Source organism: Curtobacterium sp. AG1037 (assembly GCF_003349855.1).
GTDB classification, from domain to species: domain Bacteria; phylum Actinomycetota; class Actinomycetes; order Actinomycetales; family Microbacteriaceae; genus Curtobacterium; species Curtobacterium citreum.
On sequence record NZ_QQAO01000002.1, the window covers coordinates 189,002 to 214,988 of the forward strand.

General features: G+C 68.3%; 37 protein-coding genes. 36 read left to right on the forward strand and 1 reads right to left on the reverse strand.

Annotation, left to right across the window (positions count from 1 at the left end; translation table 11 throughout):
* Positions 1–332 precede the first annotated feature (332 nt).
* From rpsL to map, 29 genes are all read left to right on the forward strand, one after another.
* A complete protein-coding gene (gene rpsL, locus DEU32_RS03330) occupies positions 333–701 on the forward strand; it encodes a 30S ribosomal protein S12 (protein WP_058728453.1) in 369 nt (122 codons plus the stop codon).
* Between the two features lie 5 nt (positions 702–706).
* The gene (gene rpsG / locus DEU32_RS03335) at positions 707–1,177 is read left to right on the forward strand and encodes a 30S ribosomal protein S7 (RefSeq protein WP_058742332.1); all 471 of its coding nucleotides are present in this window, start codon (positions 707–709) and stop codon (positions 1,175–1,177) included.
* A 100-nt stretch (positions 1,178–1,277) separates the two neighbouring features.
* A complete protein-coding gene (gene fusA / locus DEU32_RS03340; protein WP_114849349.1) occupies positions 1,278–3,392 on the forward strand; it encodes an elongation factor G in 2,115 nt (704 codons plus the stop codon).
* Positions 3,393–3,529: 137 nt separating this feature from the next.
* Entirely contained in the window at positions 3,530–4,717 is a 1,188-nt protein-coding gene (tuf, locus tag DEU32_RS03345) for an elongation factor Tu (protein WP_058742334.1), read from the forward strand.
* A gap of 136 nt (positions 4,718–4,853) precedes the next feature.
* On the forward strand, positions 4,854–5,831 hold the full coding sequence (locus DEU32_RS03350; protein ID WP_114849350.1) for a DNA topoisomerase IB: 978 nt from the start codon (positions 4,854–4,856) through the stop codon (positions 5,829–5,831).
* Between the two features lie 113 nt (positions 5,832–5,944).
* Positions 5,945–6,760 (forward strand): DarT ssDNA thymidine ADP-ribosyltransferase family protein, encoded by an 816-nt coding sequence (locus DEU32_RS03355; RefSeq protein WP_180225982.1) that lies wholly within the window; start codon positions 5,945–5,947, stop codon positions 6,758–6,760.
* Positions 6,761–7,277: 517 nt separating this feature from the next.
* Entirely contained in the window at positions 7,278–7,586 is a 309-nt protein-coding gene (gene rpsJ / locus DEU32_RS03360; RefSeq protein ID WP_022903286.1) for a 30S ribosomal protein S10, read from the forward strand.
* 13 nt (positions 7,587–7,599) lie between these two features.
* Entirely contained in the window at positions 7,600–8,253 is a 654-nt protein-coding gene (gene rplC / locus DEU32_RS03365) for a 50S ribosomal protein L3 (RefSeq protein WP_022906340.1), read from the forward strand.
* Positions 8,254–8,255: 2 nt separating this feature from the next.
* Positions 8,256–8,915: a 50S ribosomal protein L4 gene (gene rplD, locus DEU32_RS03370; protein WP_058742337.1), complete on the forward strand. Its 660-nt coding sequence runs from the start codon at positions 8,256–8,258 to the stop codon at positions 8,913–8,915.
* Positions 8,912–9,211 (forward strand): 50S ribosomal protein L23, encoded by a 300-nt coding sequence (gene rplW / locus DEU32_RS03375; protein WP_058742338.1) that lies wholly within the window; start codon positions 8,912–8,914, stop codon positions 9,209–9,211. Before rplD ends, rplW begins: the two co-directional genes overlap by 4 nt.
* A gap of 18 nt (positions 9,212–9,229) precedes the next feature.
* Entirely contained in the window at positions 9,230–10,069 is an 840-nt protein-coding gene (gene rplB / locus DEU32_RS03380) for a 50S ribosomal protein L2 (RefSeq protein WP_022903282.1), read from the forward strand.
* 11 nt (positions 10,070–10,080) lie between these two features.
* Positions 10,081–10,362, forward strand: coding sequence for a 30S ribosomal protein S19 (gene rpsS, locus DEU32_RS03385; protein WP_017885529.1), 282 nt, complete (start codon positions 10,081–10,083; stop codon positions 10,360–10,362).
* 25 nt (positions 10,363–10,387) lie between these two features.
* A complete protein-coding gene (gene rplV, locus DEU32_RS03390; protein ID WP_058742339.1) occupies positions 10,388–10,780 on the forward strand; it encodes a 50S ribosomal protein L22 in 393 nt (130 codons plus the stop codon).
* Positions 10,780–11,577, forward strand: a complete 798-nt coding sequence (gene rpsC / locus DEU32_RS03395; protein ID WP_058742340.1) for a 30S ribosomal protein S3 — start codon at positions 10,780–10,782, stop codon at positions 11,575–11,577. Before rplV ends, rpsC begins: the two co-directional genes overlap by 1 nt.
* Before the next feature lie 2 nt (positions 11,578–11,579).
* Complete coding sequence (rplP, locus tag DEU32_RS03400; protein WP_022903279.1) at positions 11,580–11,999, forward strand: 50S ribosomal protein L16; 420 nt, start codon at positions 11,580–11,582, stop codon at positions 11,997–11,999.
* Positions 11,999–12,319: a 50S ribosomal protein L29 gene (gene rpmC / locus DEU32_RS03405; RefSeq protein WP_058742341.1), complete on the forward strand. Its 321-nt coding sequence runs from the start codon at positions 11,999–12,001 to the stop codon at positions 12,317–12,319. Before rplP ends, rpmC begins: the two co-directional genes overlap by 1 nt.
* Complete coding sequence (rpsQ, locus tag DEU32_RS03410) at positions 12,319–12,603, forward strand: 30S ribosomal protein S17 (protein WP_058728266.1); 285 nt, start codon at positions 12,319–12,321, stop codon at positions 12,601–12,603. Before rpmC ends, rpsQ begins: the two co-directional genes overlap by 1 nt.
* Positions 12,604–12,634: 31 nt before the next feature.
* Complete coding sequence (gene rplN / locus DEU32_RS03415; RefSeq protein ID WP_017885523.1) at positions 12,635–13,003, forward strand: 50S ribosomal protein L14; 369 nt, start codon at positions 12,635–12,637, stop codon at positions 13,001–13,003.
* 3 nt (positions 13,004–13,006) lie between these two features.
* Positions 13,007–13,366: a 50S ribosomal protein L24 gene (gene rplX, locus DEU32_RS03420; protein WP_058742342.1), complete on the forward strand. Its 360-nt coding sequence runs from the start codon at positions 13,007–13,009 to the stop codon at positions 13,364–13,366.
* Complete coding sequence (rplE, locus tag DEU32_RS03425) at positions 13,366–13,956, forward strand: 50S ribosomal protein L5 (RefSeq protein WP_058742343.1); 591 nt, start codon at positions 13,366–13,368, stop codon at positions 13,954–13,956. Before rplX ends, rplE begins: the two co-directional genes overlap by 1 nt.
* A gap of 154 nt (positions 13,957–14,110) precedes the next feature.
* The gene (gene rpsH / locus DEU32_RS03430; RefSeq protein ID WP_058725384.1) at positions 14,111–14,509 is read left to right on the forward strand and encodes a 30S ribosomal protein S8; all 399 of its coding nucleotides are present in this window, start codon (positions 14,111–14,113) and stop codon (positions 14,507–14,509) included.
* Between the two features lie 6 nt (positions 14,510–14,515).
* The gene (gene rplF, locus DEU32_RS03435) at positions 14,516–15,052 is read left to right on the forward strand and encodes a 50S ribosomal protein L6 (RefSeq protein ID WP_058742344.1); all 537 of its coding nucleotides are present in this window, start codon (positions 14,516–14,518) and stop codon (positions 15,050–15,052) included.
* Between the two features lie 2 nt (positions 15,053–15,054).
* Positions 15,055–15,426: a 50S ribosomal protein L18 gene (gene rplR / locus DEU32_RS03440; protein WP_058742351.1), complete on the forward strand. Its 372-nt coding sequence runs from the start codon at positions 15,055–15,057 to the stop codon at positions 15,424–15,426.
* Between the two features lie 5 nt (positions 15,427–15,431).
* On the forward strand, positions 15,432–16,157 hold the full coding sequence (rpsE, locus tag DEU32_RS03445; RefSeq protein ID WP_058742352.1) for a 30S ribosomal protein S5: 726 nt from the start codon (positions 15,432–15,434) through the stop codon (positions 16,155–16,157).
* Entirely contained in the window at positions 16,157–16,342 is a 186-nt protein-coding gene (rpmD, locus tag DEU32_RS03450) for a 50S ribosomal protein L30 (protein WP_031273241.1), read from the forward strand. The genes rpsE and rpmD overlap by 1 nt, the downstream gene beginning before the upstream one ends.
* A complete protein-coding gene (rplO, locus tag DEU32_RS03455) occupies positions 16,339–16,803 on the forward strand; it encodes a 50S ribosomal protein L15 (RefSeq protein ID WP_058728270.1) in 465 nt (154 codons plus the stop codon). Before rpmD ends, rplO begins: the two co-directional genes overlap by 4 nt.
* Before the next feature lie 146 nt (positions 16,804–16,949).
* Positions 16,950–18,272: a preprotein translocase subunit SecY gene (secY, locus tag DEU32_RS03460; RefSeq protein WP_058742353.1), complete on the forward strand. Its 1,323-nt coding sequence runs from the start codon at positions 16,950–16,952 to the stop codon at positions 18,270–18,272.
* Entirely contained in the window at positions 18,269–18,859 is a 591-nt protein-coding gene (locus tag DEU32_RS03465; protein ID WP_114849352.1) for an adenylate kinase, read from the forward strand. The genes secY and DEU32_RS03465 overlap by 4 nt, the downstream gene beginning before the upstream one ends.
* 23 nt (positions 18,860–18,882) lie before the next feature.
* On the forward strand, positions 18,883–19,713 hold the full coding sequence (gene map, locus DEU32_RS03470; protein ID WP_258554770.1) for a type I methionyl aminopeptidase: 831 nt from the start codon (positions 18,883–18,885) through the stop codon (positions 19,711–19,713).
* Between the two features lie 251 nt (positions 19,714–19,964).
* Here the strand turns inward: map and DEU32_RS03475 are convergent, their stop codons facing one another.
* Positions 19,965–21,236, reverse strand: a complete 1,272-nt coding sequence (locus tag DEU32_RS03475) for an LCP family protein (protein WP_114849353.1) — start codon at positions 21,234–21,236, stop codon at positions 19,965–19,967.
* A 303-nt stretch (positions 21,237–21,539) separates the two neighbouring features.
* On the opposite strand from DEU32_RS03475, the gene infA reads away from it, so the two are divergent.
* The 7 genes from infA to DEU32_RS03510 all read left to right on the forward strand — a co-directional run bounded on the left by infA (position 21,540) and on the right by DEU32_RS03510 (position 25,978).
* A complete protein-coding gene (infA, locus tag DEU32_RS03480) occupies positions 21,540–21,761 on the forward strand; it encodes a translation initiation factor IF-1 (RefSeq protein WP_017885509.1) in 222 nt (73 codons plus the stop codon).
* Positions 21,762–21,831: 70 nt separating this feature from the next.
* A complete protein-coding gene (rpmJ, locus tag DEU32_RS03485) occupies positions 21,832–21,948 on the forward strand; it encodes a 50S ribosomal protein L36 (RefSeq protein ID WP_022903266.1) in 117 nt (38 codons plus the stop codon).
* Positions 21,949–22,087: 139 nt separating this feature from the next.
* Positions 22,088–22,462 carry a 30S ribosomal protein S13 gene (rpsM, locus tag DEU32_RS03490; protein ID WP_058742347.1) on the forward strand — a complete coding sequence of 125 codons (375 nt, stop codon included), beginning with the start codon at positions 22,088–22,090 and terminating at the stop codon, positions 22,460–22,462.
* A gap of 9 nt (positions 22,463–22,471) precedes the next feature.
* Entirely contained in the window at positions 22,472–22,870 is a 399-nt protein-coding gene (rpsK, locus tag DEU32_RS03495; protein WP_017885507.1) for a 30S ribosomal protein S11, read from the forward strand.
* A gap of 206 nt (positions 22,871–23,076) precedes the next feature.
* The gene (locus tag DEU32_RS03500; RefSeq protein ID WP_058742348.1) at positions 23,077–24,069 is read left to right on the forward strand and encodes a DNA-directed RNA polymerase subunit alpha; all 993 of its coding nucleotides are present in this window, start codon (positions 23,077–23,079) and stop codon (positions 24,067–24,069) included.
* A 60-nt stretch (positions 24,070–24,129) separates the two neighbouring features.
* On the forward strand, positions 24,130–24,705 hold the full coding sequence (rplQ, locus tag DEU32_RS03505; RefSeq protein ID WP_114849354.1) for a 50S ribosomal protein L17: 576 nt from the start codon (positions 24,130–24,132) through the stop codon (positions 24,703–24,705).
* 160 nt (positions 24,706–24,865) lie between these two features.
* Entirely contained in the window at positions 24,866–25,978 is a 1,113-nt protein-coding gene (locus DEU32_RS03510; protein ID WP_114849355.1) for an aromatic acid exporter family protein, read from the forward strand.
* Positions 25,979–25,987 lie beyond the last annotated feature (9 nt).

Below are 25,987 nucleotides of genomic sequence, written 5' to 3' on the forward strand. Positions count from 1 at the left end.
CGCCCGTCCGCCGGGTGGTCGGGTCCTCGGCCTGGAGGCGTGACCCACCCCCGCCGATCGGCTCGCCTCCGCCGTCGGGCGGGCAACCGACCGACCGTACCCGCTCCGGCGCGCAGGTGGTGCGCGCCACGACGCGCCCGGATTGATTTCGCCCGACCGCGCGGGTAGGCTCTCCTGGGTGTGCGCCCTCGGGCGCGCCCGAAATCCCGGGTCGGCATCACCGGCTCGGACATCCATCCCCGCTTCCTCCGCCGTCAGGCGGCGATCGGCGTGGGATGAGGAAGCCAGCGGAACGCGCTGGCCAGAGCACGAGCGAAGAACCAGGAGAACAGTTGCCTACCATCCAGCAGCTCGTTCGCAAGGGCCGCACGCCGAAGGTCGTCAAGACCAAGGCGCCGGCACTGAAGGCGAACCCCCAGCAGCGTGGTGTCTGCACCCGCGTCTACACCACCACCCCCAAGAAGCCGAACTCGGCCCTGCGCAAGGTCGCTCGTGTCAAGCTCTCGAACGGCACCGAGGTCACGGCCTACATCCCCGGTGAGGGCCACAACCTGCAGGAGCACTCGATGGTGCTCGTCCGCGGCGGTCGTGTGAAGGACCTCCCCGGCGTGCGCTACAAGATCATCCGCGGTGCCCTGGACACCCAGGCCGTCAAGAACCGTAAGCAGGCCCGCAGCCGCTACGGCGCGAAGAAGGGTTGAGTTAGATGCCTCGCAAGGGTCCCGCCCCGAAGCGTCCCGTCGTCGCCGACCCGGTGTACGGCGCGCCGATCGTCTCGCAGCTCGTCAACAAGATCCTCCTGGACGGCAAGAAGGGCCTCGCCGAGCGCATCGTCTACGATGCACTCGAGGGCGTCACCGCCAAGAACCAGCAGGATGCGGTCGCGACGCTGAAGAAGGCGCTCGACAACGTCCGTCCGACCCTCGAGGTCCGCAGCCGCCGCGTCGGTGGCTCGACCTACCAGGTGCCGGTCGAGGTCAAGCCGCACCGCGCGAACACCCTCGCGCTCCGCTGGCTCACCTCGTACGCCAAGGCCCGTCGCGAGAAGACGATGACCGAGCGTCTCATGAACGAGATCCTCGACGCGTCGAACGGTCTCGGTGCCGCGGTGAAGCGCCGTGAGGACACGCACAAGATGGCCGAGTCGAACAAGGCCTTCGCCCACTACCGCTGGTAAGTCCGGCCGGTAGTCCCGGCACCGGGAGGGCGTCGGTGGTCAAGAACCCCGGCGCCCTTCCCGGACGCCAACCTCTCCTACAACTCTTCCGGAGGAACCTGTGGCACAGGACGTGCTCACCGACCTGAACAAGGTCCGCAACATCGGCATCATGGCGCACATCGATGCCGGCAAGACCACGACGACCGAGCGCATCCTGTTCTACACGGGCATCACGCACAAGATCGGTGAGGTCCACGACGGCGCCGCGACGATGGACTGGATGGCGCAGGAGCAGGAGCGCGGCATCACGATCACGTCGGCCGCGACGACCTGCTTCTGGGACAACAACCAGATCAACATCATCGACACCCCCGGTCACGTGGACTTCACGGTCGAGGTGGAGCGTTCGCTCCGCGTCCTCGACGGTGCCGTCGCCGTCTTCGACGGCAAGGAGGGCGTCGAGCCCCAGTCCGAGACCGTGTGGCGTCAGGCGGACAAGTACGACGTCCCCCGCATCTGCTTCGTCAACAAGATGGACAAGCTCGGCGCGGACTTCTACTTCACCGTCGACACGATCATCAACCGCCTCGGTGCTGAGCCCCTCGTGCTCCAGCTCCCGATCGGTGCCGAGAACGACTTCGTCGGCGTCGTCGACCTCATCGAGATGCACGCCAAGGTCTGGCCGGGCGATGCCAAGGGTGACGTCACCATGGGCGCCCAGTACGAGGTCCAGGAGATCCCCGCGGACCTCCAGGCCCGTGCCGAGGAGTACCGCGCGAAGCTGATCGAGCGCGTCGCCGAGACCGACGACGCCCTGCTCGAGAAGTTCTTCGGTGGCGAGGAGCTCACGAAGGCCGAGATCAAGGGCGCGATCCGCAAGCTCACGATCGCTTCCGAGGTCTACCCGGTCCTCTGTGGTTCGGCGTTCAAGAACCGCGGTGTCCAGCCGATGCTCGACGCGGTCATCGACTACCTCCCGTCCCCGCTCGACGTGCCGCCGATGATCGGCCACGACGTCAAGGACGAAGAGAAGGAGATCATCCGCAAGCCCGACGCCACCGAGCCGTTCTCGGCCCTGGCGTTCAAGGTCGCGGTGCACCCGTTCTTCGGTCGTCTGACCTACGTCCGCGTGTACTCCGGCTCGATCGAGTCCGGTGCCCAGGTCATCAACTCGACCAAGGGCAAGAAGGAGCGCATCGGCAAGATCTTCCAGATGCACTCCAACAAGGAGAACCCGGTCGACAACGTCACCGCCGGACACATCTACGCGGTCATCGGCCTCAAGGACACCACCACCGGTGACACCCTGTGCGACCCGACCAACCAGGTCGTCCTCGAGTCGATGACCTTCCCGGAGCCGGTCATCGAGGTCGCCATCGAGCCGAACACGAAGGCCGACCAGGAGAAGCTCTCCACGGCCATCCAGAAGCTCGCCGAAGAAGACCCGACGTTCCGCGTCGAGCTCAACGCCGAGACCGGTCAGACGACGATCAAGGGCATGGGCGAGCTCCACCTCGACATCCTCGTCGACCGCATGAAGCGCGAGTTCAAGGTCGAGGCCAGCGTCGGCAAGCCGCAGGTCGCGTACCGCGAGACCCTGACCAAGGTCGTCGAGCGCTACGACTACACGCACAAGAAGCAGACCGGTGGTTCCGGCCAGTTCGCGAAGGTGCAGATCGCCCTCGAGCCGATGGAAGTCACGGCCGAGAAGGTCTACGAGTTCGAGAACGCCGTCACCGGTGGTCGCGTCCCGCGTGAGTACATCCCCTCGGTCGACGCCGGTATCCAGGACGCCATGCAGGTCGGCATCCTGGCCGGGTACCCGACCGTCGGCGTGAAGGCCATCCTCAAGGACGGCGCGGCGCACGACGTCGACTCGTCCGAGATGGCGTTCAAGATCGCCGGTTCCATCGCCTACAAGGAGGCCGCCCGCAAGGCCGGCCCCGCCATCCTCGAGCCGATCATGGCCGTCGAGGTGCGTACTCCGGAGGAGTACATGGGCGACGTCATCGGTGACCTCAACTCCCGTCGTGGCCAGATCGCCTCGATGGAGGACGCCTCGGGCGTCAAGGTGGTCCGCGCGAGCGTTCCGCTGTCCGAGATGTTCGGCTACGTCGGGGACCTGCGGTCCAAGACCTCTGGTCGTGCGGTCTACTCGATGACCTTCGAGACCTACAGCCAGGTCCCGGCCAAGGTCGCCGAGGAGATCATCGCGAAGAACAGCGGAGAGTAACGCTCCGACGTTCTCTCCACAGGCGAGGGTGCCCGGCGACGGGCCCCTCGCCACCAAGTACAGTAATGACACACACCCTGCACGCCAACGGTCTCGCGACCGGGGGCTTGCTCTCCGAGTCCTGAGGAGGACCCACAGTGGCCAAGGCCAAGTTCGAGCGGACCAAGCCGCACGTCAACATCGGAACCATCGGTCACGTCGACCACGGCAAGACCACGCTCACGGCGGCGATCACCAAGGTTCTGCACGACCAGTACCCGGACCTCAACGAGGCCCGTGACTTCGCACAGATCGACAGCGCTCCCGAGGAGCGCGACCGCGGCATCACGATCAACATCTCCCACGTCGAGTACCAGACGGAGAAGCGTCACTACGCTCACGTCGACGCTCCGGGTCACGCTGACTACGTGAAGAACATGATCACGGGTGCGGCGCAGATGGACGGCGCGATCCTCGTGGTCGCCGCCACCGACGGCCCGATGCCCCAGACGCGTGAGCACGTGCTGCTCGCCCGCCAGGTCGGCGTCCCCTACATCGTCGTCGCGCTGAACAAGTCCGACATGGTGGACGACGAGGAGATCCTGGAGCTCGTCGAGCTCGAGGTCCGTGAGCTCCTCGGCTCGCAGGAGTTCGACGAGGACGCCCCCGTCGTGCAGGTCTCGGCGCTCAAGGCGCTCGAGGGCGACGAGAAGTGGGTCAAGTCCGTCCAGGACCTGATGGCCGCCGTCGACGAGAACGTCCCGGACCCGGTGCGCGCCACCGACCAGCCGTTCCTCATGCCGATCGAGGACGTCTTCACGATCACCGGTCGTGGCACGGTCGTCACCGGTCGTGTCGAGCGTGGCACGCTCGACCTCAACTCCGAGGTCGAGATCGTCGGCATCCGCCCGACGCAGAAGACCACGGTCACGGGCATCGAGATGTTCCGCAAGCTGCTCGACAAGGCCGAGGCCGGTGACAACACCGGTCTGCTCATCCGTGGCCTCAAGCGCGAGGACGTGGAGCGCGGTCAGGTCGTCGTCAAGCCGGGTTCGGTCACGCCGCACACGGACTTCAAGGCGAACGCCTACATCCTGACCAAGGACGAGGGCGGCCGTCACAACCCGTTCTACGCGAACTACCGTCCGCAGTTCTACTTCCGCACCACGGACGTCACCGGCGTCATCACGCTGCCCGAGGGCACCGAGATGGTCATGCCCGGCGACACCGTCTCCATGACCGTCGAGCTGATCCAGCCGATCGCCATGGAGGCCGGCCTCCGCTTCGCCATCCGTGAGGGTGGTCGTACGGTCGGCGCCGGTACGGTCGAGGAGATCATCAAGTAACTCCGTCCAACGGAGTACTGCGCAAGCGGGGTCGGGCCTTCGGGTCCGGCCCCGCTTCGTCGTTCCGAGGGCATCTGCTCGTAGGGCGGTCGCTGTCCGTGATCCGTCCCAGGCGTGCACGTGTTGCATCGGTGCGGTGACCCGTCTCCGCCGCTCCGCGACCAACGGCCGCGGCTACCACCGTGTCCGCAGCGGCCGCGGCTTCTCGTACCGCGACCCGGACGGCAACACCGTCACCGACCCCGAGGTGCGCCAGCGGCTCGAGGACCTCGTGATCCCGCCGGCGTGGGACGACGTCTGGATCTCGCCGTACGAGAACGGGCACGTCCTCGCGACGGGCATCGACGGAGCCGGTCGCCGGCAGTACATATACCACCCGTCGTGGCGCGAGCGGATGGACCGGATCAAGTACGACCGGGCCCTCGCGCTGGCGGAGTCGCTGCCCGGCGCGCGTCGGATGGTGACGCAGGACCTCCGCCGACCGGAGCCCGACCGTCGACGCGCACTGGCCGCGGCGTTCCGGATGCTCGACCAGGGATCGCTCCGGGTGGGTTCGGAGCGCTACGCGACCGAGCACGGGAGCCGTGGGCTCTCGACGCTCCTGTGCGCGCACGCGCACGTCTCGGGGAACGACATCGAGCTCGACTTCCCGGGCAAGAGCGGGCAGGAGTGGTCCTCGACGATCCACGACGCCGACCTGGCGCGGGTGATCGCCGGCATGAAGCGCCGCGGGGCGAACGCCCGGCTGCTGGCCTTCCGGGAGCGTCGCGGGGCCGAGTGGGAGCCGCTCGCCGCCGAGGACATCAACGAGTACGTCAAGGAGCGAGCCGGCGACGCGTTCACCGCGAAGGACTTCCGGACCCTGCACGGGACCGTGGCGGCGGCGGTCGACCTGGCGAAGACCGGCACGCAGCCCAGCCAGGCGAAGCGGAAGAAGGCGGTGTCGCACGCGGTGAAGGCCGCCAGCGAGGAACTCGGCAACACCCCGACCGTGTGCCGGCAGAGCTACATCGACCCGCGGCTGCTCGACGCCTACGAGCACGGCGAGACCATCGACCCGGCGCGGCTGCACGCAGCGGAGTCCGAGGTGCGCGCCCTGCTCTACCGCCAGTGACGCCGTCCCGCCCTGACGACGACGGGCGGTGACCACGCGCGCCGGATCATGACGTACGGTTGGACACCGTGCCCGACCACCCCCACACGGGCACGGAAGGACCCTCCCCAGTCGTGACCGACGAGTGCATCCACGGTTTCCCCACCGAGCTCTGCGACATCTGCTCCCCCCGCCAGCGCGAGACGCCGGCGGTCCCCACCACGCCGGCGCCCCGCCGGACCCGCATCACCACCGACCTCCGATCCACCCCGGCGCCCGCGCGCGGCTCCTCCTCGCTGCGGTCGCCCGCGGCGCCCGAGCTGCCGGAACCCCGTGACTTCGCGTCGCTCCGGGCCCACCACGCCACCCACGTCGACAACCTCGCGTCGATCATCGCCGAGGGCGCGATCCTCGCCTCCGACGCCGCGACACCCGCGGTCGACGTCAGCTCCCCGGCCACCCGCGCCGCACGCGCGCACGCATCCGCGCCGGACGGCGGTCCGGTGTCCGGGCACGTGACGTTCTCGCTCTCGCCCGACGCCACGCGGTGGGACGAGCTCCGCCGCGGCGCCGAGGGGGAGCGGTGGTCCGACGCCGCCCGACGCACGCGTGCCGTCGAGTACGTCGTCCTCGTCGTGCCCGTCTCCGCCTTCGGCGCCTCGGTGATCGTCGCCGACCAGGACGCCGACGCCGAGGACGTCCGGTTCGCCGTCGGCCCCGCGGCCGCGACGAACCTCATCCGCCGCACGGACTTCACCGACCCGGAGATGCACGGCCTCGAACTGCTCGCCGGGCCGCGCGTGCCGCTGTCCTCGGTCGCCGTGATCGGCGTCCCGAACGACCGCGTCCGCCAGCAGGTCAAGACGCTCCTGGCCGAGCAGGGGGGCCGCGCGCCCCGCGTCGCGGTGTTCCCGCCGTGGTTCGTGCCGCCCGTGGTCGCCGCCGAGTAGGCGTCCGGAGTACCTCTGACGCACCCTCCCGACCACGTCGGGAGGGTGCGCTGCGTGACGGGGGTGATCCGATCCTCCAGGCCGGTCCGAAGCCCGCGGATCCGGGCCCGTGAGCCGGCCGCGACACGCCACGAATTCGCGACACGCCCGGGTTGCACGCTTGGCGTGCCTGTGCGAGACTTGTCCGGTTCCGAATTCCGCGGGCGTTCGCGCGCGCAGGATCACTGCTCTGGCAGTGCACAACCCCTCCGTCCAGCGGAGCTGGGTTGGGCCGCAGGCAGCAGAACACGATCGAATCCCCACCACGGTGTGCGGCACTGCTGTGCCACGGCGCCGGGGAAGCGACATGCCCACGCTGGACGGCCCCGGTCGCCCTGCGCGGTTGACAGGAGAACAGCGGTCATCCCCAGCGGATGCGGCCGGTTGGTTCAGGAAAACAGCCAAGCCCTGCAGGAATGCACGGCACGGCGGCGTCAGGCGGCCCGAGGGTGCGCGGCGCAGAGAGGACAAGAGACACATGGCGGGACAGAAGATCCGCATCCGGCTCAAGTCGTACGACCACGAGGTCATCGACACGTCGGCCCGGAAGATCGTCGACACGGTGACCCGTGCCGGTGCGACCGTGGTCGGCCCGGTGCCGCTCCCCACCGAGAAGAACGTGGTCACCGTGATCCGTTCGCCCCACAAGTACAAGGACTCGCGCGAGCACTTCGAGAAGCGCACGCACAAGCGGGTCATCGACATCGTCGACCCGACGCCGAAGGCCGTCGACTCGCTCATGCGACTCGACCTCCCGGCGGACGTCAACATCGAGATCAAGCTGTAAGGGGGCTGGACTGATGGCGAACTCAACCAAGACCGTCAAGGGCCTCCTCGGCAAGAAGCTCGGGATGACCCAGGTGTGGGACGAGAACAACAAGTTCATCCCCGTCACCGTGATCGAGGTCGGCCCGAACGTGGTCACCCAGATCCGCAACGTCGAGCGCGACGGCTACGAGGCGATCCAGATCGCCGCCGGTGCGATCGACCCGCGCAAGGTCAACAAGCCGGCTGCCGGCCACTTCGAGGCTGCAGGTGTGACCCCGCGTCGCACCCTCACCGAGATCCGCACCAACGACTCCGCCGAGTACTCGCTCGGCCAGGAGCTCACCGTCGACACCTTCGAGGCCGGCCAGAAGGTCGACGTCGTCGGGACGTCGAAGGGCAAGGGCTTCGCCGGTGTCATGAAGCGCCACGGCTTCGCCGGTGTGTCCGCTTCGCACGGTGCGCACCGCAACCACCGCAAGCCCGGTTCGATCGGCGCCTCGTCGACCCCGTCGCGTGTCTTCAAGGGCATGCGCATGGCTGGTCGCATGGGTGGCGAGCGCGTGACCGTCCTCAACCTCACGGTGCACGCCGTCGACGCCGAGAAGGGTCTGCTGCTCGTCAAGGGCGCCGTCCCCGGTGCTCGTGGCCGCTCCGTCTTCGTCCGTACCGCCGTGAAGGGTAAGTGATCATGGCCACCGAGACCGCAACCACGATCGACGTCCTCGACGCGACCGGAGCCGTCGCCGGCAGCATCGAGCTGCCCGCCGAGCTCTTCGACGTCGAGACGAACGTCCCGCTGATCCACCAGGTCGTGACCGCGCAGCTCGCAGCCGCGCGTCAGGGCACCCACAAGACCAAGAACCGCGGCGAGGTCCGCGGTGCTGGTCGCAAGCCGTTCAAGCAGAAGGGCACCGGCCGCTCCCGTCAGGGTTCGGTCCGCGCACCGGAGCACACCGGCGGTGGCGTCGTCCACGGACCGACCCCGCGCGACTACTCGCAGCGCACCCCGAAGAAGATGATCGCCGCTGCTCTGCTCGGCTCGCTCTCGGACCGCGCCCGCGGTGGCCGCATCTCCGCTGTGGAGGGCTTCGTCGCGGCTGAGACGCCGTCGACCAAGACCGCCCGCACGCTCATCGAGAAGGTCGCGCCCGTCAAGAACGTGCTCGTCGTGCTCGAGTCGGACGACGAGCTCACGCTCAAGTCCGTCCGCAACCTGCCGAACGTCCACGCGCTCTCGTACGGCCAGCTCAACGCCTACGACGTGCTCAAGGCCGACGCCCTCGTCTTCAGCAAGAGCGCCCTCGACGCATTCATCGCGTCGAAGACCGCGAAGGAGATCTCCGCATGAGCGGCTTCAACAAGGACCCGCGCGACATCATCATCTCGCCGGTCGTCTCGGAGAAGAGCTACGGCCTGATCGACCAGGGCAAGTACACGTTCATCGTGGACCCCCGTTCGAACAAGACCGAGATCAAGCTCGCCATCGAGAAGATCTTCGACGTCAAGGTCGCGAGCATCAACACGCTGAACCGTCCGGGCAAGACCCGTCGCACGAAGTTCGGCCTGGGCAAGCGCAAGGACACCAAGCGTGCCATCGTGACGCTCAAGTCCGGTTCGATCGACATCTTCACGGCTGTCGGCTGAGGACCAGAGGGATAAATCATGGCTATTCGTAACTACAAGCCGACGACCCCTGGTCGTCGCGGCTCGTCGGTCGCCGACTTCGCTGAGATCACCCGTTCGACGCCGGAGAAGTCGCTGCTTCGTCCGCTGCCGAAGACCGGTGGCCGCAACAGCTCCGGCCGCATCACGACCCGTCACATCGGTGGTGGCCACAAGCGCCAGTACCGCGTGATCGACTTCCGTCGTCACGACAAGGACGGCGTCGACGCCAAGGTCGCGCACATCGAGTACGACCCGAACCGCACGGCGCGCATCGCGCTCCTGCACTACGTGGACGGCACGAAGCGCTACATCATCGCGCCGAACAAGCTCAAGCAGGGCGACGTCGTCGAGCAGGGTCCCGGCGCGGACATCAAGCCCGGCAACAACCTGCCGCTGCGCAACATCCCGGTCGGTACCGTGATCCACGCGATCGAGCTCCGTCCCGGTGGCGGCGCGAAGATGGCCCGGTCCGCCGGTGCCTCGGTGCGTCTCGTCGCCAAGGACGGCCCCTACGCGCAGCTCCGTCTGCCGTCGGGCGAGGTCCGCAACGTCGACGCCCGCTGCCGCGCCACCATCGGCGAGGTCGGCAACGCCGAGCAGTCCAACATCAACTGGGGCAAGGCCGGCCGCATGCGCTGGAAGGGCGTCCGTCCGACCGTGCGTGGTGTCGCGATGAACCCGGTCGACCACCCGCACGGTGGTGGTGAGGGCAAGACGTCCGGTGGTCGTCACCCCGTCAGCCCCTGGGGCCAGGCCGAGGGTCGCACGCGCAAGCCGAACAAGCCGAGCGACAAGCTCATCGTCCGTCGCCGTAACGCCGGCAAGAAGCGCAAGTAGGAGTTCAGAAGATGCCACGCAGTCTGAAGAAGGGCCCCTTCGTCGACGAGCACCTGCTCCGCAAGGTCGTCACGCAGAACGAGGCCAACACCAAGAACGTGATCCGCACGTGGTCGCGTCGCTCGATGATCGTCCCGAACATGCTCGGGCACACGATCGCCGTGCACGACGGCCGCAAGCACATCCCGGTGTTCGTCACCGAGTCGATGGTCGGTCACAAGCTCGGCGAGTTCGCGCCGACCCGCACCTTCCGTGGTCACGTGAAGGACGACAAGAAGGGCCGTCGCCGCTAACGCGGGGACGCAGAGGAGGAACGAAATGGTGGAGTCGATCGCACGCGTGCGACACATCCGCGTCACGCCTCAGAAGGCCCGTCGCGTCATCGAGCTGATCCGCGGCAAGCAGGCCCACGAGGCGCTCGCCATCCTGAAGTTCGCCCCGCAGGCCGCTTCGGAGCCCGTGTACAAGCTGGTCGCCTCGGCGATCGCGAACGCCCGGGTGAAGGCGGACTCGACGAACAGCTTCCTGGACGAGCGCGACCTCTACGTGAGCCGCGTCTTCGTCGACGAGGGAACGACCCTGAAGCGGTTCCAGCCGCGCGCCCAGGGCCGCGCCTTCCGGATCAACAAGCGCACCTCCCACATCACGGTCGTCCTCGCGACGCCGGATGAGGTCGAGGCTGCCGCCACGAGCAAGAAGGCGAGCAACTAATGGGCCAGAAGGTCAACCCGTACGGTTTCCGTCTCGGGATCACGACGGACCACGTCTCGCACTGGTTCACCGACAGCACGAAGGCCGGGCAGCGCTACGCCGACTACGTGGCCGAGGACATCAAGGTGCGCGAGTACCTGAAGAAGACCCTCGACCGCGCCGGTGTCGCCCGCATCGAGCTCGAGCGCACCCGCGATCGCGTCCGCGTGGACATCCACACGGCGCGTCCGGGCATCGTCATCGGCCGCCGCGGCGCCGAGGCGGAGCGCGTCCGCAGCGAGCTGGAGAAGCTCACCAAGAAGCAGATCCAGCTCAACATCCTCGAGGTCAAGAACCCCGAGACCGAGGCCCAGCTCGTCGCGCAGGGCATCGCCGAGCAGCTCTCCGCCCGTGTCGCGTTCCGACGCGCCATGCGCAAGGGCCTGCAGGGTGCACAGCGCGCCGGCGCCAAGGGTGTCCGGATCCAGGTGTCGGGCCGCCTCGGCGGCGCCGAGATGTCCCGCTCGGAGTTCTACCGCGAGGGCCGCGTGCCCCTGCACACGCTCCGCGCGAACATCGACTACGGCTTCTACGAGGCTCGGACCACCTTCGGCCGCATCGGCGTGAAGGTCTGGATCTACAAGGGCGACATCACGAACAAGGAGCTCGCTCGCGAGCAGGCGAACCAGCGTTCGTCGCGCCCGGAGCGTCGTGGCGGCCCCCGTGGCGAGCGCGGCGACCGCCGTGGCGGCGACCGTGGCGGCCGTCAGCAGCAGGCCCCGCAGGACGCGCCGGCCGGCGCAGGAGTTGAGGCGTAACCATGCTTATTCCCCGTCGAGTCAAGCACCGCAAGCAGCACCACCCGAAGCGTTCGGGTCAGGCCACCGGCGGTACCAAGGTCAGCTTCGGCGACTTCGGTATCCAGGCCCTCACCCCGGCCTACGTGACGAACCGGCAGATCGAGTCCGCTCGTATCGCCATGACGCGTCACATCAAGCGTGGTGGCAAGGTGTGGATCAACATCTACCCGGACCGTCCGCTGACCAAGAAGCCGGCTGAGACCCGCATGGGTTCCGGTAAGGGCTCGCCCGAGTGGTGGGTCGCCAACGTCAAGCCGGGTCGTGTGCTCTTCGAGCTCTCCGGCGTCAACGAGGACATCGCCCGTGAGGCGCTGACCCGTGCAATCCACAAGCTGCCCCTCAAGGCACGCATCATCAAGCGCGAGGAGGGCGACGCGTAATGGCGATCGGTTCCAAGGAGCTCCGTCCGACGGAGCTCGACACGTTCGAGAACGAGCGTCTCGCTGACGAGCTCAAGAAGGCCAAGGAGGAACTCTTCAACCTCCGCTTCCAGTCGGCCACCGGCCAGCTGGAGAGCCACGGTCGTCTCCGTGCCGTCAAGCGCGACATCGCACGCATCTACACCGTCCTCCGCGAGCGCGAGCTCGGCATCCGTGCCACCCCCGCGCCCGTCGAGACCGCCACCAAGGCCAAGAAGACGACGAAGAAGGCTGACAAGGCCGCCGAGTCGACCGAGGCCGCTACCGCCGAGGAGAACTGATGGCGAACGAAGAGAAGAACTCCGCCGCCTCGACCCGCGGCTACCGCAAGACGCGTCGCGGCTACGTGACGAGCGACAAGATGGACAAGACCATCGTGGTCGAGGTCGAGGACCGCGTGAAGCACGCGCTCTACGGCAAGATCATCCGCCGCACGTCCAAGGTGAAGGCCCACGACGAGCTCGGCACCGCGGGTGTCGGCGACCTCGTCGTGATCAGCGAGACCCGTCCCCTCAGCGCCTCCAAGCGCTGGCGCCTGGTCGAGATCCTCGAGAAGGCCAAGTAGGCCCCGGCCTGCTTCGGAATAGGAGACAGCAGTGATTCAGCAGGAATCCCGCCTGAAGGTCGCCGACAACACGGGTGCCAAGGAGATCTTGACCATCCGCGTGCTCGGTGGCTCGGGTCGTCGCTACGCCGGTCTCGGTGACGTCATCGTCGCCACGGTGAAGGACGCCATCCCCGGCGGCAACGTGAAGAAGGGTGACGTCGTCAAGGCGGTCATCGTTCGCACCAAGAAGGAGACCCGTCGCCAGGACGGCTCCTACATCAAGTTCGACGAGAACGCGGCAGTGATCCTCAAGGCCGACGGCGACCCGCGCGGTACGCGCATCTTCGGTCCGGTCGGTCGTGAGCTCCGTGACAAGAAGTTCATGAAGATCATCTCGCTCGCGCCGGAGGTGCTGTAAGCCATGGCGAACATCAAGAAGGGTGACCTCGTCCAGGTCATCACGGGCGCCAAGCAGGAGCGTGGCGGCGACCGTGGCAAGCAGGGCAAGGTCATCGAGGTCCTCAAGGACAAGAACCGGGTCGTCGTCGAGGGCGTGAACTTCGTCACGAAGCACGTCCGCGTCGGCCAGACGCAGCGCGGTTCGAAGACCGGTGGCATCGAGCAGCACGAGGCTCCGATCCACGTCTCGAACGTCGCGATCGTCGACCCGAAGACCAAGAAGCCGACCCGCGTCGGTTTCCGTACCGAACAGGTGGAGAAGGACGGCGTCACCAAGACCGTCCGCGTCCGCTACGCCAAGAAGTCGGGTGAGAAGCTCTGATGACCGACACGACTGCCGCGCCGGAGACCAAGGTCGAGCCGCGCCTCAAGCAGAAGTACAAGAACGAGATCAAGGCTGCCCTCACCGAGCAGTTCGGGTACGCGAACGTCAACCAGGTCCCCGGCCTGGTCAAGGTCGTCGTGAACACGGGCGTCGGCGAGGCGGCTCGCGACTCGAAGATCATCGAGGGGGCCGTCAAGGACCTCACGGCGATCACGGGTCAGAAGCCGGTCGTGACCAAGGCCCGCAAGTCCATCGCGCAGTTCAAGCTGCGTGAGGGCCAGGCCATCGGCGCGCACGTCACCCTCCGCGGTGACCGCGCGTGGGAGTTCATCGACCGCCTCGTCACCCTCGCCCTGCCCCGCATCCGCGACTTCCGCGGGCTCAGCGACAAGCAGTTCGACGGGAACGGCAACTACACGTTCGGTCTCACGGAGCAGTCGATGTTCCACGAGATCGACCAGGACCGCATCGACCGCGTGCGTGGCTTCGACATCACCGTCGTGACCACCGCGAAGACGGACGACGAGGGCCGCGCGCTGCTCCGCCAGCTCGGGTTCCCGTTCCGTTCTGCCGAGCAGACGGTCTAAGATACTTCGGGCGGTGCGGGCCGGAGGATTCACGTCCTCCGGCCCGCACCCTTGAACACACCGATCCCGGGGAACCGCTCCGGGATCACCCCGATCGCTCAGGTCGGCATTCGTGGAACGGGTGTCGAAACCAGGCGAAGAATGGACGACCATCATGACGATGACCGATCCGGTCGCAGACATGCTGACCAGATTGCGGAACGCGAACTCGGCGCACCACGACGCCGTCTCGCTTCCCAGCTCCAAGCTGAAGAAGAACATCGCCGAGATCCTCAAGCGCGAGGGTTACATCAGCGAGTGGAAGATCGAGGACGCCCGCGTGGGCCAGACCCTCACGATCGACCTCAAGTACGGCCCCGAGCGCGAGCGTTCGATCGCCGGCATCAAGCGCGTCTCGAAGCCCGGTCTCCGGGTCTACGCGAAGTCGACGGAGATCCCCCAGGTCCTCGGTGGCCTCGGCGTGGCGATCCTCTCGACCTCCTCGGGACTGCTCACCGACCGTGAAGCCGAGCAGAAGGGCGTGGGTGGGGAAGTCCTCGCCTACGTGTGGTGATCGACAATGTCTCGAATCGGACGTCTCCCCATCGACATCCCCGCCGGCGTCACCGTCTCCATCGACGGCCAGACCGTGGCGGTCAAGGGCCCCAAGGGTGAGCTCGCGCTCACCGTTGCCGAGCCCATCCAGGCCAAGGTCGAGGAGAACCAGGTCCTCGTCACCCGCCCGGACGACGAGCGTGAGTCCCGTGCCCTGCACGGCCTGACCCGCACGCTCATCGCGAACAACATCCTCGGCGTGACCCAGGGCTACTCCAAGGGCCTCGAGGTCGTCGGCACCGGTTACCGCGTGCAGGCCAAGGGCAGCAACGTCGAGTTCGCGCTCGGCTACTCCCACCCCATCACGGTCGAGCCGCCGGCGGGCATCAGCTTCGCCGTCGAGGGCAACAACAAGCTCACCGTGTCGGGCATCGACAAGCAGGCCGTCGGCGAGGTGGCTGCCAACATCCGCAAGCTGCGCAAGCCCGAGCCCTACAAGGGCAAGGGTGTCCGCTACGCCGGCGAGATCGTGCGCCGCAAGGCCGGAAAGTCAGGTAAGTGATCATGGCTCTCGGTATCCGAGGAAAGAGCAAGTCGGCCGCCAAGGCGCGCCGTCACAACCGTCTCCGCAAGAAGATCACCGGCACCGAGTCGCGTCCGCGTCTCGCTGTCTTCCGGTCGTCGCGTCACGTGTTCGTCCAGGTCATCGACGACGCGCAGGGCCACACGCTGGCCAGCGCCTCGACGATGGAGGCCGACCTCCGTTCGTTCGACGGCGACAAGACGGCCAAGGCCCGTCGCGTCGGCGAGCTCCTCGCCGAGCGCGCGAAGGCCGCCGGCGTCGAGGCCGTGGTCTTCGACCGCGGTGGTAGCAAGTACGCCGGTCGCGTCGCCGCGATCGCCGATGGTGCCCGTGAAGGAGGGCTGAACCTGTGAGCGACATCGCGAACAACAACGAAGCGGCCGAGACCAAGGCCCCGGCAGCCGACGCTGCTGCGGTCGCCGAGCGTCCGGTCGAGACCGCCGCGGGCTCCGCGTCCAACAACCGCGACAACGCCGACCAGCGCGGCCGTCGTGGCGGCGGGCGTGACCGTCAGCAGGGTCGTGACCGCAACAACCGCGGTGGCGACAGCCAGTTCCTCGAGCGCGTGGTGACCATCAACCGCGTCTCGAAGGTCGTCAAGGGTGGTCGTCGCTTCAGCTTCACGGCGCTCGTCGTCGTCGGTGACGGCAACGGCCTCGTCGGTGTCGGCTACGGCAAGGCGAAGGAAGTCCCGACCGCGATCTCGAAGGGCGTCGAGGAGGCGAAGAAGAACTTCTTCCGCGTCCCCCGCGTCGGCAACACCATCCCGCACCCGGTGCAGGGTGAGGCCGCTGCCGGTGTCGTCCTGCTGCGTCCGGCCGCTGCCGGTACCGGTGTCATCGCCGGTGGTCCGGTCCGCGCCGTGCTCGAGTGCGCCGGCATCCACGACGTCCTGAGCAAGTCGCTCGGTTCGTCGAACACCATCAACATCGTGCACGCGACCGTCGAGGCGCTGCAGCAGCTCGAGGAGCCCCGCGCCGTCGCGAGCCGTCGTGGCCTCGACGTCGACCGGGTCGTCCCGGCTCGTCTGCTCCACGCCGAGGCCGCGGCCCTGCGTGCCGCGACCGAGAAGGCAGGTGCGTGATGGCGATGCTGAAGATCACGCAGACGAAGTCCGTTATCAGCGAGAAGCAGTACCAGCGCGACACCCTGCGCAGCCTGGGCCTCAAGCGCATCGGCCGTACGGTCCTGCGTGAGGACAACGCCCAGAACCGCGGGTACATCGCGACGGTGGCGCACCTCGTGAAGGTCGAGGAGGTCGACGCATGAGCGACGAGAAGAACGAGCGCGTGCAGGTGCTGAAGCTGCACCACCTCCGCCCCGCTGCGGGCGCCAAGAAGGACCGCACCCGTGTGGGTCGCGGTGAGGGCTCGAAGGGCAAGACCGCCGGCCGTGGCACCAAGGGTCAGAAGGCCCGCTACCAGGTCAAGGTCGGCTTCGAGGGCGGGCAGATGCCGCTGCACATGCGCACCCCGAAGCTCCGCGGGTTCAAGAACCCGTTCCGCGTCGAGTACCAGGTCGTGAACCTGGACAAGATCGCGGAGCTCTACCCCAACGGTGGCGACGTCACCGTCGCGGACCTGGTCGCCAAGGGCGCCGTCCGCAAGAACGAGAAGGTCAAGGTTCTCGGTCAGGGTGACATCAGCGTGAAGCTCACGGTCTCGGTCGACAAGGTCTCGGCGTCCGCCGCCGAGAAGATCGTGGCTGCTGGCGGCACCGTCTCCCAGTAACCCCCGTCGGCGGCCCGTGCGTTTGCGCACGGGCCGCCGTTACGGTTTCCTTGACAGTGGCCGTCGTCCGACGGCCGGGTCGGCGCTGCCGACCGCACCGTGACGAGCCCGCTCGGGCCGTGCGGTCCCAGAAGTTCGGAGTCCTCGTGTTCAGAGCGGTCGCGCGCATCATGCGCACCCCAGATCTTCGCAAGAAGATCGGCTTCACCCTCGCGATCATCGCGCTGTTCCGCCTGGGGTCGTACATCCCCGCACCGTTCGTCGACTACGCCTCGGTGCAGAGCTGCCTCGCGAGCGCCTCGTCCTCCGGCGGGCTCTACGACCTGATCAACCTGTTCTCCGGTGGCGCACTGCTGAAGCTCTCGGTCTTCGCGCTCGGCATCATGCCGTACATCACGTCGTCGATCATCGTGCAGCTGCTGCGCGTCGTGATCCCGCACTTCGACGCCCTCTACAAGGAGGGCCAGTCCGGCCAGGCGAAGCTGACGCAGTACACGCGCTACCTCACGATCGCGCTCGGCGTGCTGCAGTCCACGACGCTCATCACGGTCGCCCGCTCGGGTGCCCTGTTCGGCACGAACGCCTCGGCCTCCTGCTCGTCGATCATCTCGAACGACAGCTGGTACGCGATCATGCTCATGGTCGTCACGCTGACCGCCGGTACCGGCCTCATCATGTGGATGGGCGAGCTCGTCACCGAGCGCGGCATCGGCAACGGCATGTCGCTCCTCATCTTCACGTCCATCGCGGCGCAGTTCCCGTCGGCCCTCTGGGCGATCGAGCAGTCGCAGTCGTTCGAGCTGTTCCTGTTCGTCATCCTCGTCGGGCTGGTCATCATGATGGCCGTCGTGTTCGTCGAGCAGTCGCAGCGGCGCATCCCCGTCCAGTACGCCAAGCGCATGGTCGGTCGACGCACCTACGGCGGCAACAACACCTACATCCCCATCAAGGTGAACATGGCCGGCGTCGTGCCCGTCATCTTCGCATCGTCGCTCCTGTACCTGCCGGCCCTGGTCGCGCAGTTCAACCAGCCCTCCGACGGCTCCGAGCCGGCGGCCTGGGTGACCTGGATCCAGAACAACCTGACCTCGGGTGACAACTGGTTCTACATGGTCCTGTACTTCCTGCTCATCGTCGGCTTCACGTACTTCTACGTCGCGATCACCTTCAACCCCGAAGAGGTCGCCGACAACATGAAGAAGTACGGCGGCTTCATCCCGGGCATCCGGGCCGGCCGTCCGACGGCCGAGTACCTCGACTTCGTCCTGACCCGGGTGACGTTGCCCGGCTCGCTCTACCTCGGTCTCATCGCGCTCATCCCGCTGGCAGCACTGGCGCTGTTCGGCGCGAACCAGAACTTCCCGTTCGGCGGCGCGAGCATCCTCATCATCGTGGGTGTCGGTCTCGAGACCGTGAAGCAGATCGACTCGCAGCTGCAGCAACGTCACTACGAAGGGCTTCTCCGTTGAGCGCACGCCTCATCATCGTCGGACCTCCCGGAGCCGGGAAGGGCACCCAGGCCGGTCGCATCGCCGAGTCGTTCGGCATCCCCGCGATCTCGACGGGTGACATCTTCCGCAAGAACGTCTCCGAGGGCACGCCGCTGGGTGTGCAGGCGAAGGCGATCATGGACGCGGGCAACTACGTCCCGGACGAGCTGACCAACGAGCTCGTGAAGTCGCGCCTGTCGGAGCCGGACGCCGAGCAGGGATTCCTGCTCGACGGGTACCCCCGTACCGTGGGCCAGGTCGCCTACCTCGACGCGCTGCTCGCCGAGCAGGGCACGGGGATCGACGCGGTCGTGCAGCTCGTCGCGGACCAGGACGAGCTCGTGGGCCGGCTGCTCAAGCGCGCCGAGGACCAGGGCCGCAGCGACGACAACGAGGAGACCATCCGCCGTCGGCAGGAGGTCTACACGAACGAGACCGCCCCGATCGTGGCGACCTACGCCGACCGCGGTCTCGTGGTCGAGGTGGACGGCCTCGGTGGCATCGACGAGGTCGGCGACCGCATCCAGTCCGCGCTCGTCTCGCGCGGCCTCGGCGCCGGCGTCTGACCCGCGGGCGTCTGACCACCCTCGTGCGTCGTCGCAAGCCGTCGATCTACAAGACCCCGGACGAACTCCGGGCGATGGTGCGCCCCGGTCTGCTGACCGAGGCGGCCCTGACGGCCGTCCGCGCGGCGACCCGTCCCGGCATCACGACCGGTGAGCTCGACGCGATCGCCGAGCGCACCATCCGTGACGGCGGCGGCGTCCCGAACTTCCAGCTCGTGCCGGGGTACCGACACACGCTCTGCGTCTCGGTCAACGACGAGGTCGTCCACGGCATCCCGGGGGAGCGCGTGCTCCAGCCCGGCGACATCGTGTCGGTGGACGCCGGCGCCGAGGTCGACGGGTGGAACGGCGACAGCGCGTTCACGCTCGTGGTGCCCGGCGGCGACCCGGCGCGCACGGCGGCGCGGCAGACGCTCTGCGACACGACGGAGCGTGCGCTCTGGCACGGGATCGCGGCCCTCGCGCACGCCCGGAACCTCAACGAGGTGGGCGCCGTCATCGAGGACGCCATCGACGAGACCGGCGCCTGGGGCATCATCGAGGACTTCACCGGGCACGGCATCGGCCGGTCCATGCACGAGGACCCGCCCGTGTTCAACTACCGGGTCCGCGGCGCGGGTCCGGCGGTCCGGCCCGGGCTCGTGGTCGCGATCGAGCCGATGGTCACCGCCGGCACGATCGACAGCTCGACGGACGACGACGACTGGACGATCCGTACGCTCGACGGCTCGGACGCGGCGCACTGGGAGCACACGGTCGCGGTGCACACGGACGGCATCTGGGTCACGACGGCCTCGGACGGCGGTGCGGCTGGTCTCGAGCCGCTCGGCGTGACGCCGGTCCCCGTCCCGTAGCGCGGCTCGCCGCCGACTCCGGTCCGGCGACGGCCTGGAGGCACGCCTCACCCGACGCGCGCCCGCTGCGGTCCGCACACGGCCCGCTCCGGCGTCCGCGGGCGCGGTGGACGGTATGCGGTGAGCGGTGAGCGAGCCGGCCGGACGGACACGACTCGCGCTCCGGGAGGCGAGTCACGTCCGCCAGCGCGAGACTCGGGTGCGCCGGCCCGGCCGCGAGCGCCCGGCCATCGGGCGCAGGCGCGGCGCGGTCAGTTGCCGACGGAGCAGGTCTGCTCGGAGGCGCTCTGCCCGGTGATGCTCGAGGGCAGCGGCGTCGCACTCGGCGTCGCGGTCGCGGCGGTCCCGCCCGTCGACGTCCCGCCCGTTGCCGGTGCTCCGGTCGCCGGGGCCTCGGTCGCTGTGGGCGTCGAACCGGCTGCCGGGGTCCCGCCCGCGTCGGGGGACTCGGCGGACGCGCGGCCCGTGGTCGAGTCGGTCAGCGAGGTCTTCTGGTCCTGCTGCAGCGCGACGTTGAGCGCGTGGGCGGGCCCCTCCGACACGAGCACGTGCGCGGTGTCCGCCGGGTCGTCGACGACGGGGTACTGCACGAACAGCATGTTCGACGTGCTCATGCCGCGAAGGGTCGAGGCGAGGCCGACGAGGGTGCGTGTCTGCGCGAGGCCGTCGGACAGGGTCATGTTCGACAGGGCCGCCCCGGCGAGCTTGTAGAGCAGGATCGGGTTCGAGAGCGTGCCGTCCGAGGTCACCTTGCGCAGGAGCGCGGACAGGAAGACCTGCTGCGAACTGATCCGGGCGAGGTCACTGCCGTCGCCGACACCGTGCCGGCTGCGGAGGAACGCGAGCGCGTCCTGGCCGGCGAGGGTGTGCTGGCCGGCGGAGAGCTGCAGCCCGGTGTAGGTGTCGTCGATCGGCTTCGCGACGCAGACGTCGACGCCGCCGAGCGCGTTCGACATCTCGATGACGCCGTCGAACGTGATGAGGCCGGCGTACGGGATGGTCAGGCCGGTCAGGTTCTCCACCGTGTCCACCACGCACGAGACGCCGCCGTGACCGAGCGACTCGTTGATGAGCTCACTGCTCGCCGCGGGGTAGGTCGTCCCGGTCTGGGGGTTCGTGCACGCCGGGATCGGCACCTTCAGGTCGCGCGGGAAGCTGACGGCGGTGAGCTGCTGGTGGTCCTGCGAGATGTGGACGAGGATCGTGACGTCGTTCCGGGCGCCCTCGACGTCCTCGTCCGAGTCGAACTGCCCGATCCGGGTGTCGCTGCCGATGAGCAGGATGTTCGCGCCGCCCTTGATCGCGGTGATGTCGGCGGCCTTCGCGGTGTTCTGGTCGTCCTTGCTCAGCTGCACGGTGTGCGGCGCGGTGGCGAGCTGCGCTCCCGCGATCGCCGCCACGCTCGTCCCGCTCACGAGCACCACCGCCAGGGCCGAGGCGACGACGGTGGCAGCGGTCGCCCACCCGCGACGGCGCGGCAGGCGTCCGTGGCTGGCGAGGGGGCGGCGGGGCGCGTTCGGCACGTGGTCTCCGTTCGGTGGTCCGGCGTCGGCAGCGGCCGCGCGACCGGGTCGTCGGCCAGGCTACGGTCGGGACCGTCGTGGGGACCCCGGAGCGGACCGTCAAACCACTGTGGAACGCTCAGGGAGCCAGCGGAAGCCCCACTCGTGGGGTCCGTGCATGCGGGCCCGACGTGCTGCACTTGGCAATCGCGGGTCTATCACATAAGGTTGATCTTTGGTGTGCCATGCCCAGCGGCGTGGCGCCCGACCCGCAGACCGGCTCGGGGATCACACCGGTTCATCCAACCAAGCGACAGTGAGGCTATGGCCAAGAAAGACGGCGTCATCGAGATCGAGGGCTCGGTGCTCGAAGCTCTGCCCAACGCGATGTTCCGCGTTGAGCTGACCAACGGACACAAGGTCCTCGCGCACATCTCCGGGAAGATGCGCCAGCACTACATCCGCATCCTCCCCGAGGACCGCGTGATCGTGGAGCTGAGCCCGTACGACCTGACCCGCGGCCGGATCGTCTACCGCTACAAGTGATCCGCGAGCTGGAAAGGAACGGCTCGGCGAACCCGCCGGGCACGAAGCCAGCGAGCACGAGGAAACAACCATGAAGGTCAACCCCAGCGTCAAGCCCATCTGCGAGCACTGCCGAGTGATCCGCCGGAAGGGCCGCGTCATGGTGATCTGCAAGAGCAACCCGCGCCACAAGCAGCGCCAGGGCTGAGCTCCCAGCAGGACCCACAACTCAACACTGAACACGCAGTACCAGATCCCGCGGCTCCGGCCACGGGGGACACCTCGGGGCGGAGGCCCGGGCACCGGTACTGCGCCACACCTCCATCGACAACAGGAGCAGCCAGCACATGGCACGTCTAGCAGGCGTCGACATCCCGCGCGAGAAGCGCGTGGAGATCGCACTCACGTACATCTACGGCGTCGGCCGTACCCGCGCGGTCCAGGCACTCGCCGAGACCGGTATCTCCGGTGACATCCGCGTCAAGGACCTGACCGACGACCAGCTCGTCGCCCTCCGTGACTTCATCGAGGGCAACTACAAGGTGGAGGGTGACCTCCGCCGCGAGGTCGCCGCCGACATCCGCCGCAAGGTCGAGATCGGTAGCTACGAGGGTCTCCGCCACCGTCGTGGTCTCCCGGTGCGCGGTCAGCGCACCAAGACCAACGCGCGTACCCGCAAGGGACCGAAGCGCACCGTGGCAGGCAAGAAGAAGGCCCGATAGGAGATCATCATGGCTACCCCCAAGACTGCCGCGCGCAAGCCGCGTCGCAAGGAGAAGAAGAACGTCGCCGTGGGCCAGGCCCACATCAAGAGCACGTTCAACAACACCATCGTCAGCATCACCGACCCGTCGGGTGCCGTCCTCAGCTGGGCGTCCTCGGGTGCCGTGGGCTTCAAGGGTTCGCGCAAGTCGACGCCGTTCGCGGCGCAGCTCGCCGCCGAGTCCGCTGCCCGTCAGGCGCAGGAGCACGGTGTCAAGAAGGTCGACGTCTTCGTCAAGGGCCCGGGCTCGGGTCGCGAGACCGCGATCCGCTCGCTCCAGGCCGCTGGCCTCGAGGTCGGCTCGATCAACGACGTCACCCCCCAGGCGCACAACGGCTGCCGTCCGCCGAAGCGCCGCCGCGTCTGACGCGAGGAGCAACCGGCCGTCCCCCGCTCGTGCCCGCAACGGGAGCGAGCGGGGCCGGCCATTCCTGGTCGTTCGATCGCACACGCCGGGCCCTCCCGGCCCGACCGTGCGCGTGATCACAACTCAACAGACCCGTCGGGGCCCGGTCGGCCCCGTCGTACCGCCGAGTGTCATATAGCGGACACTCCGCCGAAAGGAATCCCACAGTGCTCATTGCACAGCGCCCCACCCTGACCGAGGAGTCGATCTCCGAGTACCGCTCGCGCTTCGTCATCGAGCCGCTCGAGCCGGGCTTCGGTTACACCCTCGGCAACTCGCTGCGCCGCACGCTCCTCTCCTCGATCCCCGGCGCGGCCGTCACCAGCATCCGCATCGACGGTGTCCTCCACGAGTTCAGCACCGTGCCCGGTGTCAAGGAAGACGTCACCGAGATCATCCTCAACATCAAGAGCCTCGTCGTCTCCTCGGAGCACGACGAGCCGATCACCGCGTACCTGCGCAAGCAGGGTGCCGGTCAGGTCACCGCCGCGGACATCTCCGCTCCGGCCGGTGTCGAGATCCACAACCCGGACCTCGTCATCGCGACCCTGAACGACACCGCGCGGTTCGAGCTCGAGCTGACGATCGAGCGTGGCCGTGGCTACGTGTCGGCCACGCAGAACCGTTCCGAGTTCAGCGAGGCCGGTCAGATCCCGATCGACTCGATCTACTCGCCGGTCCTCAAGGTCACCTACCGCGTCGAGGCGACGCGTGCCGGTGAGCGCACGGACTTCGACCGCCTGGTCGTCGACGTCGAGACGAAGCCGGCGATCTCGCCGCGCGACGCCATCGCGTCGGCCGGCCGCACGCTGGTCGAGCTGTTCGGTCTCGCTCGCGAGCTGAACACGGCGGCCGAGGGCATCGAGATCGGCCCCGCGCCGGTCGACGCGGTGCTCTCGAACGAGCTGCAGACCCCGATCGAGGACCTCGACCTGTCGGTCCGCAGCTACAACTGCCTCAAGCGGGAGGGCATCAACACGGTGTCCGAGCTCGTCGCCCTGTCGGAGACGCAGCTCATGAACATCCGCAACTTCGGTCAGAAGTCGGTGGACGAGGTCAAGGACAAGCTCACCGAGCTCGGCCTGTCCCTCAAGGACACCGTCCCCGGATTCGACGGCGCCCACTTCTACAGCGGGTACGACGAGGACGAGTCCAACTGACCTCGCGCGAACGCGCACGCGCGCTGACGCGCGCACCACTTTCACCACTGGAGAACTGACATGCCGAAGCCCACCAAGGGCCCCCGCCTCGGTGGCGGTCCCGCCCACGAGCGCCTGCTGCTGAGCAACCTCGCCAACGCCCTGTTCACGCACGGTCGCATCACGACCACCGAGACGAAGGCCAAGCGCCTGCGTCCCGTCGCCGAGCGTCTCATCACGTTCGCGAAGCGTGGCGACCTGCACGCGCGTCGTCGCGTGATCAGCATCCTGCGCGACAAGTCCGTCGTGCACACGCTGTTCACCGAGATCGCCCCGCAGGTCGAGGACCGTCAGGGCGGCTACACCCGCATCACGAAGCTCGGCTTCCGCAAGGGTGACAACGCGCCGCTCGCCTCGATCGAGCTCGTGCTCGAGCCGGTCTCGGGCAAGCCCGCCCCGGTCAAGCGCGACGCCGCCCCGGCTGCTGCCGCGCCGGCCGCTGCCGAGACCCCCGCCGAGGAGGCCCCGGTCGAAGAGACCGAGACCACCGAGGAGTCGGCCCCGGTCGAGACCGAGAACGAGACCGAGGCTGCTGCCGAGGTCGAGGACGACGCCGCCGCCAAGGGCGACGACGCCGAGGCTGACGACACCAAGTAGGGCACCGCACCACACCGAGGAAGCCCCCGCGACGCACGTCGCGGGGGCTTCCTCGCGTTCCGGGGGTGACCGCAGGGCGGACGGGAGGCACGGGGCGAGCCCGCCACGTGCCTCCCGTCCGGACGGCTTCACAGCACCCCGCACGTACCGTGGCCGCGTCATGGCACGAGCAGAGCGGATCACCGGCGCGGGGCGCCGCGTGTGGCAGTGGAGCCGCGACTCGGGGACGCAGCCGCGGCTGCTGCTCGCGGCGAAGGCCGCGCTCGCGGCCGTGATCGCGTGGACGCTGGCGAAGTACGCCCCCGGGGTGGCCGCCGAGTACCCGTACTACGCGCCGCTCGGGGCCATCGTCGCGATGCGGACGACCGTGTTCGCCGGCATCCGTGCGGGGGTGCAGACGCTCGTGGGGATCACGCTCGGGATCCTCATCGCCGGGTTCACGATGCTCGTCGGCGACCCGGGGGTGATCGCCGTCGCGCTCGTGGTCGGGCTCGGGGTGCTCGTGAGCGGGTTCCGGATCCTCGGCGAGGGGTACTCGTGGGTGCCGATGGCGGCGCTCTTCGTGCTGCTCGTCGGCGGGGGCAACGCCGAGAACTACTCGTTCGCGTACGTCGTGCAGATGGGCATCGGGATCGCCATCGGCCTCGCGGTGAACTTCGTGATCGTGCCGCCGCTGCACTTCTGGGACGCGGAACGGCGCATCGACCAGGTGAACGGGGTCCTGGCGGAGCACCTGGACGACCTCGCCGACGTCCTCGACGAGGGCGAACCCGACGTGCACGCGTGGGACCGGCAGCAGGCGAAGCTCGACCGGGCGATCGCGGACGTGCGGGACCGGGTGTCGGTCGCGCAGGAGAGTCGCCGGATGAACCCGCGCTCGGCCCTCCGCGGCTCGCGGGCCCGGCTCGCCACCGACGGCGCTCGGTTCCGTGCCCTGGAACGAGCCGCTTGGTACACGACGGACCTCACCGAACTCGTGGCCAGTTCCGGTCCGGTCGCGGACAGCCTCGGGCGCCCGGACCCGGCGTTCGCCGGACCGTTCGCGGCGGCGCTCCGCCAGGTCGCCTGCGTGGTGCGCGGCGAGTGCCCGGAGGACGAGGGTGACCGTGCGATCGCGCGGCTCGAGGAGGCGCTCGACGCCAGCCGCTCGAACCCCTCGCACGTGACCGTCACCTCGAGTGCGATCATCGCCCTGCGCGGGGTGCTCGAGTCGGAGAAGCGCGCGACCGAGGACGTCGACACGAAGACGGGACCGTTCGGCCGGAAGCGGTGACGGCACCGG

Excerpts from the sequence above, each read along its gene's own strand:
- rpsG (WP_058742332.1), top strand. The coding sequence starts at position 707 with ATGCCTCGCAAGGGTCCCGCCCCGAAGCGTCCCGTCGTCGCCGACCCG.
- rpsJ (WP_022903286.1), top strand. The coding sequence starts at position 7,278 with ATGGCGGGACAGAAGATCCGCATCCGGCTCAAGTCGTACGACCACGAG.
- rplC (WP_022906340.1), top strand. The coding sequence starts at position 7,600 with ATGGCGAACTCAACCAAGACCGTCAAGGGCCTCCTCGGCAAGAAGCTC.
- rplD (WP_058742337.1), top strand. The coding sequence starts at position 8,256 with ATGGCCACCGAGACCGCAACCACGATCGACGTCCTCGACGCGACCGGA.
- rplW (WP_058742338.1), top strand. The coding sequence starts at position 8,912 with ATGAGCGGCTTCAACAAGGACCCGCGCGACATCATCATCTCGCCGGTC.
- rplB (WP_022903282.1), top strand. The coding sequence starts at position 9,230 with ATGGCTATTCGTAACTACAAGCCGACGACCCCTGGTCGTCGCGGCTCG.
- rpsS (WP_017885529.1), top strand. The coding sequence starts at position 10,081 with ATGCCACGCAGTCTGAAGAAGGGCCCCTTCGTCGACGAGCACCTGCTC.
- rplV (WP_058742339.1), top strand. The coding sequence starts at position 10,388 with ATGGTGGAGTCGATCGCACGCGTGCGACACATCCGCGTCACGCCTCAG.
- rpsC (WP_058742340.1), top strand. The coding sequence starts at position 10,780 with ATGGGCCAGAAGGTCAACCCGTACGGTTTCCGTCTCGGGATCACGACG.
- rplP (WP_022903279.1), top strand. The coding sequence starts at position 11,580 with ATGCTTATTCCCCGTCGAGTCAAGCACCGCAAGCAGCACCACCCGAAG.
- rpmC (WP_058742341.1), top strand. The coding sequence starts at position 11,999 with ATGGCGATCGGTTCCAAGGAGCTCCGTCCGACGGAGCTCGACACGTTC.
- rpsQ (WP_058728266.1), top strand. The coding sequence starts at position 12,319 with ATGGCGAACGAAGAGAAGAACTCCGCCGCCTCGACCCGCGGCTACCGC.
- rplX (WP_058742342.1), top strand. The coding sequence starts at position 13,007 with ATGGCGAACATCAAGAAGGGTGACCTCGTCCAGGTCATCACGGGCGCC.
- rplE (WP_058742343.1), top strand. The coding sequence starts at position 13,366 with ATGACCGACACGACTGCCGCGCCGGAGACCAAGGTCGAGCCGCGCCTC.
- rpsH (WP_058725384.1), top strand. The coding sequence starts at position 14,111 with ATGACGATGACCGATCCGGTCGCAGACATGCTGACCAGATTGCGGAAC.
- rplF (WP_058742344.1), top strand. The coding sequence starts at position 14,516 with ATGTCTCGAATCGGACGTCTCCCCATCGACATCCCCGCCGGCGTCACC.
- rplR (WP_058742351.1), top strand. The coding sequence starts at position 15,055 with ATGGCTCTCGGTATCCGAGGAAAGAGCAAGTCGGCCGCCAAGGCGCGC.
- rpmD (WP_031273241.1), top strand. The coding sequence starts at position 16,157 with ATGGCGATGCTGAAGATCACGCAGACGAAGTCCGTTATCAGCGAGAAG.
- rplO (WP_058728270.1), top strand. The coding sequence starts at position 16,339 with ATGAGCGACGAGAAGAACGAGCGCGTGCAGGTGCTGAAGCTGCACCAC.
- infA (WP_017885509.1), top strand. The coding sequence starts at position 21,540 with ATGGCCAAGAAAGACGGCGTCATCGAGATCGAGGGCTCGGTGCTCGAA.
- rpmJ (WP_022903266.1), top strand. The coding sequence starts at position 21,832 with ATGAAGGTCAACCCCAGCGTCAAGCCCATCTGCGAGCACTGCCGAGTG.
- rpsM (WP_058742347.1), top strand. The coding sequence starts at position 22,088 with ATGGCACGTCTAGCAGGCGTCGACATCCCGCGCGAGAAGCGCGTGGAG.
- rpsK (WP_017885507.1), top strand. The coding sequence starts at position 22,472 with ATGGCTACCCCCAAGACTGCCGCGCGCAAGCCGCGTCGCAAGGAGAAG.
- rplQ (WP_114849354.1), top strand. The coding sequence starts at position 24,130 with ATGCCGAAGCCCACCAAGGGCCCCCGCCTCGGTGGCGGTCCCGCCCAC.
- DEU32_RS03510 (WP_114849355.1), top strand. The coding sequence starts at position 24,866 with ATGGCACGAGCAGAGCGGATCACCGGCGCGGGGCGCCGCGTGTGGCAG.